Below are 19,102 nucleotides of genomic sequence, written 5' to 3'. Positions count from 1 at the left end.
CTTTGAAGGAGTGGGTCGATCAATGGAGCAATCCTCCCCGGCAGGGGGAGGGGGACCGCTCCCCGCAGGCGAGCGGTGCAGGGCGCTCTCCGCGAATGCGTCGGCTCGTGTGCGGAAGCCCCCCTCCACCAGCTGCGGCTGCTCCCCCTCGCCGGGCCGGAGAGGATCTTGGGGCCCCCGCGACCCATTGCATCCCCCGGCCCTTGGCGTCACCACGCGCGGCATGACCGCGCTTCCGCCCCCGCCCGCCGACCTGCTCCACGGCGCCAGCCTGTTCCTCGACTTCGACGGCACGCTGGTCGACATCGCCGACACCCCCGACGCGGTCGCGGTCGCGGAGCATGTCCCTAGTCTCCTCGCGCGCCTCATCGACGCGCTCGACGGTCGCGTCGCGATCGTCAGCGGACGCCCGGTGGCGGAGGTGCGCGCGCTGCTCGCCCCCGCGCTGCTCACCGTCGCCGGCAGCCATGGGCTGGAGATCGCGGGCGCCGACGGCGGCTGCTACGCCCCCGAGCGCCCGCCCGCGCTCGACCGGGCGCTCGCCGCCGCGCGCGATCTCGCCGCGCACCATCCCGGCGTGCTGATCGAGGACAAGCCCTTCGGCGTCGGCCTCCACTATCGCCAGGCCCCCGACGCCGAGGCGGCGGTGACCGCGCTCGCCGACGAACTCGCCGCGACGCACGACCTCAAGGTGCAGCACGGGAAGATGGTGGCCGAGCTGCGCCTGCGCGGGCGCGACAAGGGCAGCGCGCTCGACCTGCTGATGGCGGAACCCGCGCGGCGCCACACGCGTCCTGTGTTCATGGGGGACGACGTGACCGACGAGGCGGGCTTCGCCGCCGCGCGCGCCCTGGGCGGCGCGGGCGTGCTGGTGGGCCCCGCGCGCGACACCGCCGCCGCCTATCGGCTCGACGACGTCGCCGCCGCGCTCGCCTGGCTCGCCGCCGCCTGCCCCTCCCCTCACCCGACGGAGACGTGATGACCAACCTCGACCTGTGGCCGATCGGCAATTGCCAGGTGAGCGCGCTGGTGGACCGGCAGGGGCGCTTCGTCTGGGGCTGCGTGCCGCGCGTCGACGGTGACCCGCTCTTCTCCGCGCTGCTCGGCGGCGAGGCGCCCGACAGCGGCTATTGGGGCATCGAGATCGAGGACAGCGTCTCGGTCGAGCAGGAATATATCCGCAACACCCCGATCCTGGTCACGCGCCACATGGACAGCCACGGCGGCGCGATCGAGGTGATCGACTTCTGCCCGCGCTTCCAGCGCGAGGGGCGTACCTATCGCCCGGTCGGCTATGCACGGATCATCCGCCCGGTGGCGGGCAGCCCGCGTGTCCGCGTGAAGCTGCGCCCCACCTGCGGCTGGGGCGGCGGCTGCCGCGAGCAGATCGGCGGTTCCAACCACCTGCGGCTGCTGCTCGACACGATCGCGCTGCGGCTCACCACCACGGCGCCGATCGCGATGGTGCAGGGCGAGCACGCCTTCCGCGTGGAGCGCCCGCTCCACTTCTTCCTCGGACCGGACGAGAGCTTCCAGGGCGACCTCGCCAGCACCGTCGACCTGATGCTCTACCGCACCACGCAGGAGTGGCAGGGCTGGGTGCGCGGGCTCGCCGTGCCGCTGGAATGGCAGGAGACGGTGATCCGCTGCGCGATCACGCTCAAGCTCTGCCAGCACGAGGAGACCGGGGCGATCGTCGCGGCGCTGACCACCTCGGTCCCCGAGCACGCGAACTCGCAGCGCAACTGGGACTATCGCTACTGCTGGATCCGCGACGCCTATTACACCGTCCAGGCGCTCAACCGGCTCGGCGCGCTCGACGTGCTGGAGGGCTATCTCGGCTACCTCCGCAACATCGTCGACGCCGCGCGCGGCGGGCATATCCAGCCGCTCTACGGCGTGCTCGGCGAGCCCGAGCTGCCCGAGCGGATCGAGGAGCAGCTCGCCGGCTATCGCGGCATGGGGCCGGTGCGCGTCGGCAACCAGGCAGCCGAGCAGATCCAGCACGACGCCTATGGCCAGATCGTGCTGTGCTCGGTCCACGCCTTCTTCGACCATCGCCTGTTCCGGCTGAGCGGCGTCGAGGATTTCGAGGCGCTGGAGCGCGTCGGCGAGCGTGCCTGGGCCTATTACGACCAGCCCGACGCCGGCCTGTGGGAGCTGCGCACGCGCCAGAGCGTCCACACCTATTCCAGCGCGATGTGCTGGGCGGCGTGCGACCGGCTCGCCAACGCCGCCGAGCGGCTCCGCCTACCCGAGCGCGAGGCGGTCTGGGCCGAGCGCGCGCAGGTGATCCGCGATCGCATCGAGAGCGCCGCCTGGCGCGAGGAGACGCGGCGCATGTCCGCCACGTTCGCCGGCGACGACCTCGACGCCAGCGTGCTCCAGCTGCTCGACCTGCGCTTCCTCGAGGCGGATGATCCGCGCTTCCTCGACACGCTCTCCGCGATCGAGACGGGCCTGCGGCGCGGCTCGACCATGTTGCGCTACGACACCGAGGACGATTTCGGCCTGCCCGAGACCGCCTTCAACGTCTGTACCTTCTGGCTGATCGAGGCGCTGTACCTCACCGGCCGCAGCGACGAGGCGCGCGCCCTGTTCGAGGAGATGCTGACCCGTTGCACCGCGGCCGGGCTGCTCTCCGAGGACATCGATCCCCATAGTGGGGAACTGTGGGGCAACTATCCGCAGACCTATTCGCTGGTCGGCATGATCAACTGCGCTGCCATGCTGAGCAAACCGTGGAGTAGTATCCGTTGAGCCGACTGATCGTCATCTCGAACCGTGTCACCGCGCCCAAGGGTTCCACTTCGGGGGCGCAGGGCGGGCTGGCGGTGGCGATGGCGGCGGCGCTGCGCGACCGCGGCGGGCTGTGGTTCGGCTGGTCGGGCGAGCAGACCGACCATTTCAACGGCCATATCAACTTCCAGCGCAACCAGGGCGTGACCACCGCGACGGTCGACCTGGAGGAGCAGGATGTCCAGGAATATTACGACGGCTACGCCAATCGCACGTTGTGGCCGCTGTTCCACTATCGCATCGACCTGGCCGAATATGAGCGCGAGTTCGCCGGCGGCTATCAGCGCACCAACCAGCGCTTCGCCGACACCGTCCGCCCGCTGATCGAGCCCGACGACCTGGTGTGGATCCAGGACTATCACATGTTCCCGCTCGGCGCCGAGCTGCGCCAGCGCGGCTGCCGCAACAAGATCGGCTTCTTCCTCCACATCCCCTGGCCACCGCGCCGGCTGCTCGGCACCCTGCCCAACGCGCGAGAGCTGGTCGAGACCTTGTTCGCCTATGATCTGATCGGCTTCCACACCGCCGAGTGGCTCGACTCGTTCCGCGACTTCGCGATCCAGGACATGGGCGCCACGGTCGACGAGCACGGCGTGGCGCGGCTGGGCGACCGCTCGGTGCAGCTGATTGCCTGCCCGATCGGCATCGACGCCGCCGAGTTCGCCGAGATGTCGAAGGGCGTCCCCGCCCGGCTGGCCTACCGCCGCATGCGCGAGAGCGCGACCGGGCGCGACATGATCGTCGGCGTCGACCGGCTCGACTATTCCAAGGGCCTGGAGGAGCGTTTCCTCGGCTATGAGCGGTTCCTGATCGAGCATCCCGAGGAACGCAAGGAGGTGTTCCTCCTCCAGGTGGCGCCGCCCAGCCGCGTCTCGGTGGAAAGCTACCAGCGCATCCGCACCTCGCTCGAGCAGATCTCGGGGCGGATCAACGGCGAATACGCCGACGTCGACTGGGTGCCGATCCGCTACGTCAACCAGGGCTATCCGCGCGACCAGCTCGCCGGCATCTACCGCGCCGCCAAGATCGGGCTGGTGACCCCGTTGCGCGACGGCATGAACCTGGTGGCGAAGGAATATGTCGCCGCGCAGGACCCGGCCGACCCGGGCGTGCTGGTGCTGTCGCGCTTCGCCGGCGCGGCCGAGCAGATGCTCGAGGCGCTGCTGGTCAACCCGTACAGCGCGGAGGAGGTCTCCGACGCGATCTGGCAGGCGCTGCGCATGCCGCGCGACGAGCGCGTGCGCCGCTGGGAGGCGCTGATGGCGGGCGTCCAGTCGCAGGACGTGACCTGGTGGGCGAGCGAGTTCCTCGGCGCGCTCGAGCGAGTCGAGGTGAAGGAGGGAGCGGCGTAGCGCCACCGCCGCATTTCCCTCCCCACCCCGGGTCAGACACGCCGCTGCGCCCCGCGCCGCCGCGCTAGGATAGTGAAAGGGGTCGGGAGGGGCAGCATCGACGTGCGCAGCTGGACATGGGGCCGTTGCGGCCGGTCGACCGCCGAACTCTACTTCGAGGCGTCGCCCGAGGCGATCTACGTCGTGCAGGACGGCCGTTACGTCGACTGCAATCCGGCCACGCTCCGCCTGTTCGGCCGCACCCGCGAGGAATTCATCGGCCAGCCGCTGGGGCTCACCTCGCCCGAGCTGCAGGCCGACGGCGAGCCGACCAAGGCCGCGGTCGGCGCGCTCATGAAGGAGGCGCAGCGTGCCGGCGTGGCCCGCATGCCGTTCCGCGGATTGCGCAAGGACGGCACGCAATTCCCTGCCCTCGTCTCGCTCTTCCTGGCCCAGCGTCACGGCCGCCCGGCGATGATCGTGACCTGCATCGACATCAGCGAGATCGACGCGCTGATCAATGCGCTCACGGGCGGCCTCGCGCGGCTGGCCGGCGGCGACCTCAGCCAGCCGATCGCGACCGCACTGGCGGAGCGCTACGAGCCGGTGCGCGCCGCCTTCAATCAGGTGCTGGTGGATCTCCGCGCGATCGTCACCGCGGTGCGCGAGCGGGCCGGCGCGATCGAGGCGGAGACGCAGGTGATCCGCACCGGGGCGGAGGCGCTCGCCGAGCGCACCGAGCGCCAGGCGGCCGCGCTGGAGCAGAGCGCCGCCGCCTTGCAGGAGCTCACCCGCGATGTCGCCGCCGCGGCAGAGGACGGCACGCGCGCCGATCAGCTCGCCGCCGAGGCGAGCGCGGCCGCGGCGGCGAGCGGAGACGTGGCGCAGCGCGCGATCGCGGCGATGCACGGGATCGAGCGCAGCGGCGCCGAGATCGGCGAGATCATCGCGCTGATCGACGGCATCGCCTTCCAGACCAACCTGCTCGCGCTCAACGCGGGCGTGGAGGCGGCGCGCGCTGGGCAGGCCGGCCGCGGTTTCGCGGTGGTGGCACAGGAAGTGCGCGCACTGGCGCAGCGCTCCGCCGAGGCGGCGCGCGAGGTGAAGGCGCGCGTCGGCGCGGTCGGGGGCGAGATCGCCACCGGGGTGCGGCTGGTCGGCGAGACCGACGCCGCGCTGCGCCACATCCTGACGCGCGTGGACGACGCGCGCGCGCTGGTCGCGCGCGTCGCCGACAGCGGGCGCAAGCAGGCGGCGGGGCTCGGCCAGGTCAATGCCGCGGTGAGCGAGATGAGCCGGATGACGCAGGACAATGCCGCGATGGCGCAGCAGACCGACGCCGCCTCGGTCGACTTGGCCGAGCGTGCCGCCGACCTCGGCCACCAGCTGGCGCGCTTCCGGCTCGAGCGCACGGCGCGACCCTCGCCTGCCACACCGCGGCGCGCGACCCTGACCCGGCACGAGAGTTGACGCTCGCTGCAGCGCTCGATGGCCCATGACATCACGGGCCATCATGCCGACGTTTGATCGCCCGGGCGGTGCCGCTGCCGCCCGACGATGTGTCGCCGGTGAAGAACGCGCTGCTCCAGCTCGGCCCGCGTCACCCGCTCCACTCCTTCCGCCGCGTTCATCCCGCCTTACCGATCGTTAACCAGCAGATGCTAACGTCCGTTCCGACACCAAGGGGGATGTTCCGCGTGGCCTCGCAGCCCAGTATCGACAACCGGCGCGACCCGCGCTTCAGCACCGAGTGCCGCGCGATGGCGCGCGTCGCGATCTCGGTGACCATCCTCGACGTCTCCGCCAACGGGCTGCGCGCGCGCATCTCGCTGCCGCTCGCCGTCGGGACGTTGCTCAAGTTCTCGCTGCCGGGGGGCAGCGAGCACCACGCGCGGATCGCCTGGCACGACGGTGACGTGTTCGGCTGCGAGTTCATGAAGACGCTCAACTCGCACGAGCTGCGACGCGTCGTCGAGGCGAGCAGCAACGCCGCGCCGGTCGCGATCAGCGGCTGAGCGGCACCGCGCGTACCTCCACCCGACGGGCCGCGCGGTCGACGCGGACGGTGAACTCCGGCAGCCGCAGCTCGACGTCATCGGCGCCGTCCCAGTCGGAGTCGCGCATCGGCGCGCCATCGGGCCGGTACCAATGCGCGTCGTGCCGCAGCGCCGGATCGCGCAGCGCGGGTAGCGCGCGGCGCCGTGCCGCCAGCTCGGCGACGACGTCCTCCAGCGCGACGTCGCGTCCCACCCAGTCGAGCCAGGTGGTGGCATTGTCCTGCGCGTAGGCGTTGTTGTTGCCGCGCTGGGTGCGGCCGAACTCGTCGCCCGCGGTCAGCATGATGGTACCCCGCGTGGCGAACAGCGTCGCCAGCAGTGCGCGTACGTCGGCGGCGCGGCGGGCCAGCACCGCGGGATCGTCGCTCGCGCCCTCGACGCCGTTGTTCCACGCGATCTCGCCGCCGTGGCCGTCGCGATTGTCCTCGCCGTTGGCGTGGTTATGGCGCTCGGCGTGCGCGACGAGGTCGGCGAGCGAGAAGCCGTCATGCGCGGCGACGAAGCTCACCCCGCGGGTGCGCTCAGCGCCGAACACGTCGCTCGAACCCGACAGCCGCGTCGCCAGCGCGCCCATGCCGCCGTCGCCGCGCCAGAAGCGGCGCACGTCGTCGCGGTATCGGTCGTTCCACTCCCACCAGCCGTCGGGGAACGCGCCGAGCTGATAGCCGCCGGGGCCGGTGTCCCACGGCTCGGCGATCATCACGCGGTCGCGCAGCAGCGGGTCGGCGGCGAACTCGGCGAAGATCGGCGCGTCGGCGGCGAAGCCGGGACCGCGCGCCATCACCGTGGCGAGGTCGAAACGGAAGCCGTCGACGCCCGCCTGCGCGACGAAGTGGCGCAGCGAGTCGCACACCAGCGCGCGCACCCAGGCCCGCGAGAAATCGAGCGTGTTGCCGGTACCCGTGTCGTTGATCAGCGTGCCGTCAGCGGCGCGCGCGTAAGCGCTGTCGTCGAGCCCGCGCAGCGACAGCGTCGGGCCGAGCAGGTCGCTCTCGCCGGTGTGATTGAAGACGAGGTCGAGGACCGTGCCGATCCCCGCCACGCGCAGCGCCGCGACCGTCTCGCGCAGCTCGCGCAGGCCGCCGGGCACCAGCCTCGGGTCGAGCGCCATCGGCACCACCGGGTTATAGCCCCAGGCGTTGCGCAAGCCCAGCGGCGGCAGGTGGCGCTCGTCGATCCAGGCGGTGATCGGCATCAGCTCGACCGTGTCGACCCCGATCTTGCGCAGGTGCGCGATCACCGCGGGGTGCGCCAGCGCCGCGACGGTGCCGCGCTGCGCGGCGGGCACGTCGGGGTGCAGCATGGTGAAGCCGCGGACGTTGATCTCGTAGATCAGCCCGCCCGCGCGGGTGAGCGGCGGCAGGTCTAGCGGCGGCAGCGGGGCGCGCACGATCGCCTTGGGCACCAGCGCGGCGGTGTCGGCGCCGTATTCGGCCAGCCGCGGGTCATAGGCGAAGGCTCGGTCGAGCTCGGTCGCGTGCGGGTCGACGAGCAGCTTGGCGACGTCGAACGGCGCGTCGCCCTCGGCGCGGAAGCCGTAGCGCGCGCCCTCGTCCACGCCGGCGACGTGGACGCGCCAGCCATCGCCGTCGCGCACCATCGCGACGCGGTTCTCCACCTCGCCGTCGAACAGGCACAGCCACAGCGCCGCCGCGGCGGGCGCGCGCACCGCGAAGGTGACGCCGCCCGCCTCGATGACCGCGGTCACGTCACGACATCGGGGCGCTCGCGACCGGTGTGCTGGCGGATCGCGGCGAGCTGCTCGGCCGCGGCGACGATGTCGGCGAGCATATCGCCGGTCTCGGCGTCGACCGACCCGCCCGCGGGCTCGTAGCGCTCGAGATAGACGCGCAGAGTCGCGCCGCTGGTGCCCGTGCCCGAGAGGCGGAAGACGACGCGGCTGCCGCCCTCGAACAGCACGCGCACCCCCTGGTTGCGACTGACCGAGCCGTCGGTCGGATCCTCATAGGCGAAGTCGTCGGCCTCGGCGATCGTCAGCCCGGCGACGCTCGTCCCCGGCAGCGTCGTGAGCTTGCCGCGCAGCTCGCGCATCAGCGTGTCCGCCGCCGCGCTGTCGACGCCCTCGTAATCGTGGCGCGCATAATAGTTGCGGCCGTAGGTCGCCCAATGCTCGCGCGCGATCTGGTCGACGCTCTTGCCTGTCGCCGCCAGGATGTTGAGCCACAGCAGCACCGCCCACAGCCCGTCCTTCTCGCGGACATGGTCGCTGCCGGTACCCGCGCTCTCCTCGCCGCAGATCGTCGCCATGCCCGCGTCGAGCAAATTGCCGAAGAACTTCCAGCCGGTCGGCGTCTCGTACGAGGGAATGCCGAGCTTCTCGGCGACGCGGTCGGCCGCGGCGCTGGTCGGCATCGAGCGCGCGATGCCCTTGAGCCCGTCCTTGTACCCCGGCGCGAGATGCGCATTGGCGGCGAGCATCGCGAGGCTGTCCGAGGGCGTGACGAAGCGGTTGCGCCCGATGATCAGGTTGCGGTCGCCGTCGCCGTCCGAGGCCGCGCCGAAATCAGGCGCGTCGGCGGACATCATCAGCTCGTACAGCTCGTGCGCGTGGACGAGGTTGGGGTCGGGATGATGGCCGCCGAAATCCTCCAGCGGCGTGCCGTTGCGCACCGTGCCCGGCGCGAAGCCGAGACGACGCTCGAGGATCTCGGTCGCATAGGGCCCCGTCACCGCGCTCATCGCGTCGAACGCGACGGTGAGCCCGGCGGCGCGGATCGCGGCGAAGTCGAACAGGCGCTCCATCAGCGCGGCGTAATCGGCGACGGGGTCGATCACCTCGACGATCATGCCCTCCACCGTCACCTCGCCGAGCGTGTCGAGGTCGACGTCGGCGCTGTCGGCGGCGTGCCACTCGCTGAGCGACAGCGTGCGCGCGTGGATCGCCTCGGTCACCTTCTCGGGCGCGGGACCGCCGTTCGAGACGTTGTACTTGATCCCGAAGTCCTCGTCGGGGCCGCCGGGGTTGTGGCTCGCCGACAGCACCAGCCCGCCGAGCGCACCGCGCTGGCGGATCACGTTCGAGGCCGCGGGGGTCGAGAGGATCCCGCCCTGCCCTACCACCACGCGCGCGAAGCCCGCGGCCGCGGCCATGCGGATCGCCTTCTGGATGACGACCCGGTTGAGGTAGCGGCCGTCGCCGCCGATCACGAGCGTGGCGCCCTGCTTGCCCTCGACCACGTCGAACACCGACTGGATGAAGTTCTCGGCGTAGTTGGGCTGCTCGAACACGCGCACCTTCTTGCGCAGCCCCGAGGTGCCGGGCTTCTGGTCGTCGAACGGCGTGGTGGCGGTGGTGACGATCATGCGGCGAGCAGCTCCCTGTACAATGACGCGTAACGGCGACCGCTCGTCGCCCATGAGAAATCGGCCGCCATGCCGGCGCGCTGGATCTGCTCCCAGCGCTCGGCATCGGCGTGGAGGTCGGTCGCCAGTGCGATCGCACCCACCAGTGACTCGTATGTGACGGTATCGAACTGGATACCCGTGGCAACCCCCGCCGCCAGCGCGGCGGCGTTGGCGTGGATCACGGTGTCCGCCAGCCCGCCGGTGCGCGCCACCACGGGGACGCAGCCATAGGCGAGGCCATAGAGCTGGGTCAGCCCGCACGGCTCGAACCGCGACGGGATCAGGATCGCGTCGCTGCCCGCCTGGAGCAGGTGCGACAGCGCCTCGTCATAGCCAAGCCGCACGCCGACCTGGCCGGGGAAGCGCTCGGCGGCGTCGCGGAAGGCCTGTTCGAGCCAGGCGTCGCCCGAGCCGAGCAGCGCCAGTCGGGCGCCGCGCTCGACCAGCGCGGGGATCGCGTCGGCGAGCACGTCCATCCCCTTCTGCCACGTCAGCCGGCTGACGACGCAGAAGATCGGGCCGTCGCCGGGGTCGAGGTCGAACGCCTGCTCCACCGCGCGCTTGTTGGTGGCGCGACGGGTGAGCGTGGCGGCGTCGTAGCGCGCCGGCAGCGACGGGTCGGCGGACGGCGACCACACCGCGGTGTCGATGCCGTTGACGATCCCGCTGACGCGGCGCTGGCGCGTGCGGATCAGCCCCTCCAGCCCCATGCCGAAGTCGGGCGAGAGGATCTCGCGCGCGTAGGTCGGGCTCACCGTCGTGATCGCGTCGGCGGACTCGAGCCCTGCCTTCAGGTAGCCGACCCCGCCGTAATATTCGACGCCGTCGACCGCGAAGGCGAGCGCCGGCAGCGCCAGCGAGGCGAAGATGCCAGCGTCGTAGCGGCCCTGGAAGGCGATGTTGTGGATCGTCATCACCGTGCGCGGCGCGTCCGGCGCCGGCGGGGCGAAGCGGAGATAGGCCGGCGCCAGCCCCGACTGCCAGTCGTGCGCGTGGAGCACGTCGTAGCGCTCGCCCGCCACCGCGCCGCCCGCCACGTCCGCCGCGGCGCGCGCGAAGGCGGCGAAGCGGCGCCAATTGTCGTCCCAGTCGCGCCCGGCCGGGTCACCATAGGGTCCGCCCTCGCGCGCGAAATAGCCGGGTGCGTCGAGCACCAGCAGGCGGTGCCCCGCGATCTCGCCCTCGAGCAGCTGCGCCGGCGCGCCGAGCAGGTCGGGCCAGCGGTGCAGCGGCGCGCCGCCCGCCTCCAGCGCGGCGAGGACGCGCGGATAGCCCGGCAGGAAGGTGGTGACATCCACGCCGTGCGGCGCCAGCGCGGCGGGCAGCGCGCCGACGACGTCGCCGAGCCCCCCGGTCTTCACCAGCGGATAGGCCTCGGACGCGACCGAGAGGACCGAGAGCGCCATGTCAGCCGAGGCGATCGATCATCGGCTGGGTGATCAGGCACACCCCCTTGTCGGTACGACGGAAGCGCTGCGCGTCGGCCTCCGGATCCTCGCCGACGATCAGCCCGTCGGGGATGATCACGCCGCGGTCGAGCACCACCTTGCTCAGCTTGGCGCCGCGGCCGATGTGGCAATAGGGCAGCACCACCGCCTCGTCGAGCGACGAGAAGCTGTGCGCGCGCACCCCGGTGGACACCAGGCTGCGATGCACGTTCGAGCCCGAGATGATCGTGTCGCCCGCGATCAGGCTCGACACCGCCTGGCCGCGCCGGCCCTCGATGTCGTGGACGAACTTGGCCGGCGGGGTCAGCTCCGAGTAGGTCCACAGTGGCCACTCGCGGTCGTAGAGGTCGAGCTGCGGCACCACGTCGGTGAGGTCGATGCTCGCCTCCCAATAGGCGTCGACCGTGCCGACGTCGCGCCAATAGGCCGCGGGCTCCTCGGGCGAGCGGACACAGCTGGCGGAGAAGCGGTGCGCATAGGCGTTGCCGTTCTTGACCAGGTACGGGATGATGTCCTTGCCGAAGTCGCGCGCCGATCCTTCGGTCGCGGCGTCGCGGCGGAGCTGGTCGATCAGCAGCCGAGTGTGGAAGACGTAGATGCCGAGGCTGGCGAGCGCGAGATCGGGCTGGCCCGGGATCGAGGGCGGGTCGGCGGGCTTCTCGACGAAGTCGATGATCCGGTCCTGCTCGTCGACGTGCATCACGCCGAACGCGCTGGCCTCGTGCCGCGGCACTTCGAGGCAAGCCACGGTCACGTCGGCACCGCTGTCGCAGTGCTGCCGCAGCATGATCTCATAGTCCATCTTGTAGATGTGGTCGCCCGCCAGGATCACCATGAACTCGGGCGCGATGTCCTGGATGATGTCGATGTTCTGGTAGACCGCGTCGGCGGTGCCCTCATACCATTGGAACTCGCTGATACGCTGCGAGGCGGGCAGGATGTCGAAGCTCTCGTTGCGCTCGGGGCGGAGGAAGTTCCAGCCGCGCTGCAGGTGGCGGATCAGCGAGTGCGCCTTGTATTGCGTCGCGACACCGATCCGCCGGATGCCCGAGTTGATCGCGTTGGACAGCGCGAAATCGATGATCCGGCTCTTGCCCCCGAAATAGACGGCTGGTTTCGCTCGCGTATCGGTAAGTTCCTTGAGGCGGCTCCCGCGCCCGCCGGCCAGAACATAGGCCATGGCGTCACGTGCCAGCGGCTGACCTCTGCGTTCGTCCACGTCAGACTCCTCCCTGTATCGTCTTTACTGCCGCGCGTCGGCCGGTTAGGTTCGGAACGCTCGAGCAGATTCCGCGTTGCTCAGTCAGTGATGGCGTATCAAGGAACGACAATGATAAGAGAGGATCTGCAATGGATCGCGCATATCCGTATCGTTCGCCCGACGGTCTGATCCGCGGGTTGATGACGGCCATTATTCCCTCGATCCTGGCCTGGGCCATGATCATCGCGGTGCTCACGCGAATCTTCTGACCGCGGTTCACTCTTCGAACTCCAGCATCACGGTCGCCAGCGGCGGCAGGGTCACATCAGCATAGCCCGCCGCCGCGACGACGCCGCCGAGATTGCCGAGCCCCGACCCCCAATATTCCTGCGCGTCCGAGTTGATCAGCTCGCGCCAGCGTCCCTCTAGCGGCAGCGGCACGCGATAGGGCATCCGCGCCACCGGGGTCATGTTCACGATCACCGCTACCGGCGGCGCACCGGGCGCGCGACGCAGCCAGGCGAACACCGAGTTCTCCGCGTCGTCGCCGATCAGCCACTCGAACCCCTCGGCCTCACAGTCGCGCGCGTGCAACGCCCGCCGCTCGCGATAGACCTTGTTGAGATCGCGCACGAGCTTGCGCACCCCGTCGTGCGCGGACGAGTTGGTCAGCCCCCAGTCGAGCGCGCGCTCCTCGCTCCACTCCTGGCGCTGCGCGAACTCCTGCCCCATGAACAGCAGCTTCTTGCCGGGATAGCCCCACATCATCGCATAATAGGCGCGCAGGTTGGCGAACTTCTGCCAGTCGTCGCCGGCCATCTTGGTGAGCATCGAGCCCTTGCCGTGCACCACCTCGTCGTGGCTGATCGGCAGGACGAAATTCTCGCTGAAGGCGTAGACCAGCCCGAAGGTGATGTTGTGGTGGTGGTGGCGGCGGTGGATCGGGTCGCGCGCCATGTACTGGAGCGTGTCGTGCATCCAGCCCATGTTCCACTTGAAGCCGAAGCCCAGCGCGCTGGCGGCGCCCTCGTCATAGGCGGGCGTGGTCACACCGGGCCAGCTGGTCGACTCTTCCGCCACGGTGATCACGCCGGGATGACGCGCGTAGACCGCCTTGTTGGTGGCGCGCAGGAAGTTCACCGCTTCCCAATTCTCGCGACCGCCCTCGGTATTGGGGATCCACTCGCCGGCCTTGCGCGAATAGTCGCGGTACAGCATCGACGCCACCGCATCGACGCGCAGCCCGTCGACATGGTAGCGCTCGGCCCAGAACAAAGCGTTGTTGACGAGGAAGGCGGACACCTCGCGCCGCCCGAAATTGTAGATCGCGGTGTTCCAGTCGGGATGGTAGCCCAGCCGCGGATCCTGGTGCTCGTACAAAGCGGTGCCGTCGAAATGCGCGAGCCCGTGCGCGTCGGTCGGGAAGTGCGCCGGCACCCAGTCGAGCAGCACGCCGAGGCCGGCGCGGTGCGCGCCGTCGACGAAGCGCGCGAACCCCTCATGGTCGCCGAAGCGCGCGCTGGGCGCGAACAGCCCGGTGGTCTGATAGCCCCAGCTCGGATCGTAGGGATGTTCCGAGATCGGCATGAACTCGATGTGCGTGAAGCCCATCGCCACGGCATAGGGGATCAACCGCTCGGCGAGCTGGTCCCAGCTGAGATACCAGCCGTTCTCGTCGCGGTCCCAGCTGCCGGCGTGAACCTCGTAGATGCTGATCGGGACGCGCCGCGGGTCGACCGAGGCCCAGGCGTCGCGGTGCGCATCGTCCCCCCATTCGTGGGTCGGCGGCGCGGTGGTGAGCGAGGCGGTCTTCGGGCGCAGCTCGGCGGCGAAGGCGTACGGGTCGGCCTTGAGCGGCTGCATCACGCCGTCGGGGCCGGTGATGGCATATTTGTAGGCGCGGCCGGCGCCGATGTCGGGGAGGAAGATCTCCCACACGCCGGTGTCGGCGCGCAGCCGCATGCCGTGGCGGCGCGCGTCCCAGTCGTTGAAGTCGCCCACCAACGCGACGCGCCGCGCGTTGGGCGCCCACACCGCGAAATGCACGCCATCCGCGCCCTCGTGGTGGAGCAGGTGCGCGCCGAGCTTGTCGTAGAGGCGGAAGTGCGTACCCTCGTTCATCAGCAGGTCGTCGACCGGGCCGAGCACGGGGCCGAAGCTGTACGGGTCGGTCACCCACCATTCCGCCCCGCCGCCGCGCGCGCGGTAGCGCAGCGGCTGCGGATCGCCCTCGATCACGCCCTCGAACAAGCCGCGGTCGTCGACGCGGTCGAGCGTGCCGAGCGGCGCGCCCGCGAGCGTGTGCGGCTCGGCGCTCTCCGCGCCCGGTATCCAGGCGCGCGCGAACGTGCCCCCGGGCCCGGCATGCGCGCCGAGCAGAGCGAAGGGATCGGCGCTGGTGCCGTCGAGCAGCGCGTCGATCGCTGCTGCCGGCGGCCTCACAGCACGCCCCAGATCTCACGCGCATACTCGCCGATCGTGCGATCAGACGAGAACCAGCCCATGTTCGCCGTGTTGCGGATCGCGCTGCGCTGCCAGCCGTCGCGGTCGCCCCAGCGGCGGTCGACCTCGCGCTGCGCGGCGGCATAGGCGTCGAAGTCGGCCGCGACCATGAACCAATCGTGGTCGTACAGGCCGTTCATGAGATCGCGGTAGCGGTTCGGGTCATCCGGCGAGAACACCCCAGACGCGATCGCGTTCACCGCCTGCGCCAGCTCCGCCGAATTTTCGATCACCGCGCGGGGTGCGTACCCACCGGCGCGCTTCGCTGCTACCTCCTCCGCGGTCATCCCGAAGATCACGATGTTGTCGGCGCCGACCTGGTCGCGGATCTCGATGTTGGCGCCGTCGAGCGTGCCGATCGTCAGCGCGCCGTTGAGCGCGAACTTCATGTTGCCCGTGCCCGAGGCCTCCATCCCCGCGGTGGAGATCTGCTCGGAGAGATCGGCCGCCGGCACCATCCGCTCGGCCAGGCTCACGTTGTAATTGGGCAGGAACGCCACCTTGAGCAGCCCGCCGATGCTGGGATCGCCGTTGATCCGCCGCGCCACGTCGTTGGCCAGCTTGATGATCAGCTTGGCGTTGACGTAGCTCGACGCCGCCTTGCCCGCGAACAGCTTCACGCGCGGGGTCCAGTCGCGCTCGGGATGGCTCCGGATCTGGTCGTACAGCGCCACCGTCTCGATCAAGTTGAGCAGCTGGCGCTTATACTCGTGGATGCGCTTGATCTGGACATCGAAGATCGCGTCGGGATCGAGCCGCAGGCCGATCGTGTCGCGGACGTGCTCGGCCAGCGCGACCTTGTTGGCGCGCTTCACCGCGGCGAATCTCTCGCGGAAGCCCGCGTCCTCGGCGAAGGGAGCGAGCGCGGGCAGCTTCTGCGCGTCGTCGGTGAAGTCGGGCCCGATCGCCTCCGCGATCAGCGACGTCAGGGCGGGGTTGCAGCCCTGCAGCCAGCGCCGCGGCGTGATGCCGTTGGTCTTGTTGTTGATCCGGTCGGGGTAGAGGCGGTGGAGGTCGGCGAAGACGGTCGACTTCATCAGCTGCGTGTGGAGCGCCGCCACGCCGTTGACGCTGTGCGCGCCCGCGAAGGCGAGGTTGGCCATGCGCACGCGGCGCTCGCCACCCTCGTCGATCAGGCTGATCGCGGCGATGGCGCGATCGTCGATCCCCTCGGCCGCGCGCGCCTCACGCAGCAGCTTGGCGTTGATCGCGTAGACCAATTGCATGTGACGCGGCAGCAGCCGCTCGAACAAAGGCAGCGGCCAGCTCTCCAGCGCCTCGGGCAGCAGCGTGTGGTTGGTATAGCCGAAGGTGGCGCGGGTGATCGCCCAGGCCGCGTCCATGTCGAGCTCGTGGTGATCGACCAGCAGCCGCATCAGCTCGGCCACCGCCACCGCGGGATGCGTGTCGTTGAGCTGGATCGCGGCGCGATCGGGCAGCGTGCGGATGTCACCGAAATACTGGATGTGGCGGCGGACGATGTCCTGGATCGACGCCGAGGAGAAGAAATATTCCTGGCGCAGCCGCAGCTCCTGCCCCGCCGCGGTGGAATCATTGGGGTAGAGCACGCGCACCAGGCTCTCGGCGCGGAGCTGGTCCGCCATCGCGCCCTCGAAGTCGCCGCGGTTGAAGGCGTCGAGCTTGAACGGGTCGAGGCTGCGCGCGGTCCACAGCCGCAGCGTGTTCACCCGCTTGCCGCGCCAGCCGACCACGGGCGTGTCGACCGCGACCGCCTCGACCGCCTCGCCCGGCTTCCAGTGGACGCGGCCGGCCTCGTCGCCGGTCACCTCGCCGCCGAAGCCGACGAAATAGGCGCTCTCGCGCCGCTCGAACTCCCAGGGGTTGCCGTGCGCCAGCCAGGTCTCGGGCAGCTCGACCTGCCAGCCGTCGTCGATGCGCTGGCGGAACATGCCGTTCACGTAGCGGATGCCATAGCCATAGGCGGGCAGGTCGAGCGTCGCCAGGCTCTCCATGAAACAGGCCGCCAGCCGGCCGAGGCCGCCGTTGCCGAGCGCGGCGTCGGGCTCCAGCTCCTCGATCGCGGAAAGGTCGACGCCGAGCTGCCGGAGCGCGTCGCCGACCTCGTCGCGGTGGCGCAGATTGGCGAGCGTGTCGCGCAGCAGCCGGCCGATCAGGAACTCGAGGCTGAGATAATAGACCCGCTTCGCGCCGGCGGCGTGCGCGGCCTTGGTCGATTCCATCCAGCGCTCGATGATCTCGTTGCGCAGCGTGAGGATCGTCGCCTCGAGCCAGTCATGCGGGCGCGCGGCGCGCTCGTCCTTGCCGATGCGATGGACGAGCGTGTCGATGATGGCGAGCGCGAGCGGCCCGCGCTCGCTGACGTCGGTGGTCGCGGTCAAGTGTCTGGCCCCCGGGCGATGAAGTCGATGCGGACCCTAACCCCGCGGCGGCGCGGTGGCTATGTCCGAGATGGCGGGATGATCGCTCCGGCCGCGATAGGCCTGCACGTCGAGCGCGGCGCCGAGCAGGAAGGCGTAGACGCTGATCCACAGCCAGGTGAGCACCACGATGATCGCGCTGAGCGAGCCGTAGGTCGCGCCGTAATTGCCGAAATTGGCGACATAGAGGCTGAACCCGACGTTCGCGAGCAGCCACACCGCGGTCGCCACCACCGTCCCCGGCGTCGCCCAGCGCAGCCTCGCCCCAGGCCGGTAGGGGCCGAAGCGGAACAGCAGCGACGCGCCGGTGATCACCAGCAATGCGAGCGCGAGATAGGTCGCGATCCGGATCACCACCAGCACCACGGCCGGGAACCACGGGATTAGCGTGCCGATGAAGGCGGCCAGCGCGCTCGCGGCGATGCCGGTCAGCACCAGCACCACGCCGGCGAGGACGATCGCGAAGGAGGTGAGCGTCCAGATAACGAAGCTGCGCTTGTCCTTCACCTCATAGGCGACGTTGAGCGCGGTCATCATCGAGGTGGCGGCCTTGCTGCCGCCGTACAGCGCGATCGCCAGCGCCAGGATGATGCCGAGCCCCTTCTTGCCCTGCGAGCCCGACACCACCGTGTCGAGCTGCTGGCCGATCAGCACCGCGACGTCGCGCGGGAAAGCGGCGAACAGCGCGCGGATATCCTCCTGCACCGTCTGCGCGTCGGCGAACAGGCCGTAGCCCAGCACCGTCACGGCCAGGATCGGCGCGATCGACGAGATGATGTAGAAGGCCGCGCCCGCCGCGATCAGACCGAGATTGTCGTCGTTGGAGGCGGTGTAGGCGCGCTTGAGCTGGCCCCACCAGTCGGCGCGGAAGGAGCGCCACAGGTCGGCGGAAGAGAGGTCGACTCGCATTATCCCGGGCAACGCCGCAGCGCGACGGAGGGTCCGTGGAGAATTGTTGCGCGAGGTGAACGGGTCGGGATGTCGTCGGTGCGTTGTCACTCCCGTTCGTGCTGAGGAGAGGCTGAGCGACGTCGAAGCCTCGTCCCGAAGCACCTCCGCGACCGTCGCGCCGGTGCTTCGAGACGCCACTTCGACGAGCTCAGTGGCTCCTCAGCACGAACGAGAGTGAGCGAGAGCCAGGATGCCCCGCTTCACACCGTGAAGCTCTCCCCGCAGCCGCACGCACCCTTGGCGTTGGGATTGTTGAACACGAACCCAGCGGTGAAATCGTCCTCGACCCAGTCCATCGTCGAGCCGATCAGGTAGAGCAGCGACGCGCCGTCGACGAACAGCACCCCGCCCGGCGTCTCGATCCGCTCGTCCATCGTGCTCGCCGCCTCGACATAATCGACCGAATAGGCCAGCCCCGAGCAGCCGCGCCGCGGCGTCGACAGCTTCACCCCGATCGCGCCCTCGGGCGCCTTGCGCATCAGCTCGGCGATGCGCGCCTCGGCGCTCGCGGTGAGGTTCAGCGCGGCGGGGCGCGCGCGCAGGGTGGTGACCATCACAGCATCCCCAGTTCGAGCTTGGCGTCGTCCGACATCTTCTGCGGATCCCACGGCGGATCCCACACCAGATTGACGTCGGCGAAGGCGATCCCGGGCACCGCGGCGACGCGCATTTCCACCTCGCCCGGCATCGACTCGGCGACCGGGCAGTTGGGCGTCGTCAGCGTCATCGTCACCGTCGCCTGCCCTGCGTCGGTCACCTCGACCGCGTAGATCAGGCCCAGGTCGTAGATGTTCACCGGGATCTCGGGGTCGTAGATCTCCTTGAGCGCGTCGATCACGCCCTCGTACAGCGCGCCGCCGGGCTCGTGCGGCGCCTCGCCGCCGGCGGGCTGCTGCGCCAGGAAGCCGGCGAGGTAGTCGCGCTGCCGCCTCTCGCCGCCCGCGGGCTCGACCGCGTCGGACACCTTGGCGCGCGGCGGTGCCTGCACCGTCTCGACTTCCTCGACCTTGATCGGGTCGCTCATCGTCCCTCGTCCCTATCCAAAACC

At 70.3% G+C, this 19,102-nt stretch carries 14 protein-coding genes; 5 read left to right on the top strand and 9 right to left on the bottom strand.

The window, feature by feature from the left end; translation table 11 throughout:
- Positions 1-223 precede the first annotated feature (223 nt).
- The 5 genes from otsB to KZ820_RS16005 all read left to right on the top strand — a co-directional run bounded on the left by otsB (position 224) and on the right by KZ820_RS16005 (position 6,145).
- Positions 224-979 (top strand): trehalose-phosphatase, encoded by a 756-nt coding sequence (otsB, locus tag KZ820_RS16025; RefSeq protein ID WP_219749599.1) that lies wholly within the window; start codon positions 224-226, stop codon positions 977-979.
- Positions 979-2,760: a glycoside hydrolase family 15 protein gene (locus KZ820_RS16020; protein WP_219749598.1), complete on the top strand. Its 1,782-nt coding sequence runs from the start codon at positions 979-981 to the stop codon at positions 2,758-2,760. The genes otsB and KZ820_RS16020 overlap by 1 nt, the downstream gene beginning before the upstream one ends.
- Positions 2,757-4,151, top strand: coding sequence for an alpha,alpha-trehalose-phosphate synthase (UDP-forming) (locus KZ820_RS16015; protein WP_219749597.1), 1,395 nt, complete (start codon positions 2,757-2,759; stop codon positions 4,149-4,151). Before KZ820_RS16020 ends, KZ820_RS16015 begins: the two co-directional genes overlap by 4 nt.
- Positions 4,152-4,253: 102 nt before the next feature.
- Positions 4,254-5,600 (top strand): methyl-accepting chemotaxis protein, encoded by a 1,347-nt coding sequence (locus KZ820_RS16010; RefSeq protein WP_219749596.1) that lies wholly within the window; start codon positions 4,254-4,256, stop codon positions 5,598-5,600.
- A gap of 53 nt (positions 5,601-5,653) precedes the next feature.
- Positions 5,654-6,145: a PilZ domain-containing protein gene (locus tag KZ820_RS16005; RefSeq protein WP_219749595.1), complete on the top strand. Its 492-nt coding sequence runs from the start codon at positions 5,654-5,656 to the stop codon at positions 6,143-6,145.
- Here the strand turns inward: KZ820_RS16005 and KZ820_RS16000 are convergent.
- From KZ820_RS16000 to KZ820_RS15960, 9 genes are all read right to left on the bottom strand, one after another.
- On the bottom strand, positions 6,135-7,895 hold the full coding sequence (locus tag KZ820_RS16000) for a glycogen debranching protein (RefSeq protein WP_308462253.1): 1,761 nt from the start codon (positions 7,893-7,895) through the stop codon (positions 6,135-6,137). The genes KZ820_RS16005 and KZ820_RS16000 overlap by 11 nt on opposite strands.
- Complete coding sequence (locus tag KZ820_RS15995; protein ID WP_219749594.1) at positions 7,892-9,511, bottom strand: alpha-D-glucose phosphate-specific phosphoglucomutase; 1,620 nt, start codon at positions 9,509-9,511, stop codon at positions 7,892-7,894. The genes KZ820_RS16000 and KZ820_RS15995 overlap by 4 nt, the downstream gene beginning before the upstream one ends.
- On the bottom strand, positions 9,508-10,959 hold the full coding sequence (gene glgA / locus KZ820_RS15990; protein WP_219749593.1) for a glycogen synthase GlgA: 1,452 nt from the start codon (positions 10,957-10,959) through the stop codon (positions 9,508-9,510). The genes KZ820_RS15995 and glgA overlap by 4 nt, the downstream gene beginning before the upstream one ends.
- 1 nt (position 10,960) lies before the next feature.
- A complete protein-coding gene (gene glgC / locus KZ820_RS15985) occupies positions 10,961-12,220 on the bottom strand; it encodes a glucose-1-phosphate adenylyltransferase (protein WP_219749592.1) in 1,260 nt (419 codons plus the stop codon).
- Between the two features lie 258 nt (positions 12,221-12,478).
- Complete coding sequence (glgB, locus tag KZ820_RS15980; protein WP_219749591.1) at positions 12,479-14,644, bottom strand: 1,4-alpha-glucan branching protein GlgB; 2,166 nt, start codon at positions 14,642-14,644, stop codon at positions 12,479-12,481.
- Positions 14,641-17,064 (bottom strand): glycogen/starch/alpha-glucan phosphorylase, encoded by a 2,424-nt coding sequence (locus KZ820_RS15975; protein WP_219749590.1) that lies wholly within the window; start codon positions 17,062-17,064, stop codon positions 14,641-14,643. Before KZ820_RS15975 ends, glgB begins: the two co-directional genes overlap by 4 nt.
- A gap of 36 nt (positions 17,065-17,100) precedes the next feature.
- Positions 17,101-18,012 carry a YihY/virulence factor BrkB family protein gene (locus KZ820_RS15970; protein WP_219749589.1) on the bottom strand — a complete coding sequence of 304 codons (912 nt, stop codon included), beginning with the start codon at positions 18,010-18,012 and terminating at the stop codon, positions 17,101-17,103.
- Between the two features lie 242 nt (positions 18,013-18,254).
- Positions 18,255-18,608, bottom strand: coding sequence for a HesB/IscA family protein (locus KZ820_RS15965; RefSeq protein ID WP_219749588.1), 354 nt, complete (start codon positions 18,606-18,608; stop codon positions 18,255-18,257).
- A complete protein-coding gene (locus tag KZ820_RS15960) occupies positions 18,608-19,078 on the bottom strand; it encodes an SUF system Fe-S cluster assembly protein (protein ID WP_219749587.1) in 471 nt (156 codons plus the stop codon). The genes KZ820_RS15965 and KZ820_RS15960 overlap by 1 nt, the downstream gene beginning before the upstream one ends.
- Between the last annotated feature and the right edge of the window lie 24 nt (positions 19,079-19,102).

Source organism: Sphingomonas citri (assembly GCF_019429485.1).
In the GTDB taxonomy this organism is placed as follows: domain Bacteria; phylum Pseudomonadota; class Alphaproteobacteria; order Sphingomonadales; family Sphingomonadaceae; genus Sphingomonas; species Sphingomonas citri.
The sequence above is the reverse complement of the archived record's forward strand: the minus strand, read 5'-3'. Positions and strand labels throughout refer to the sequence as shown.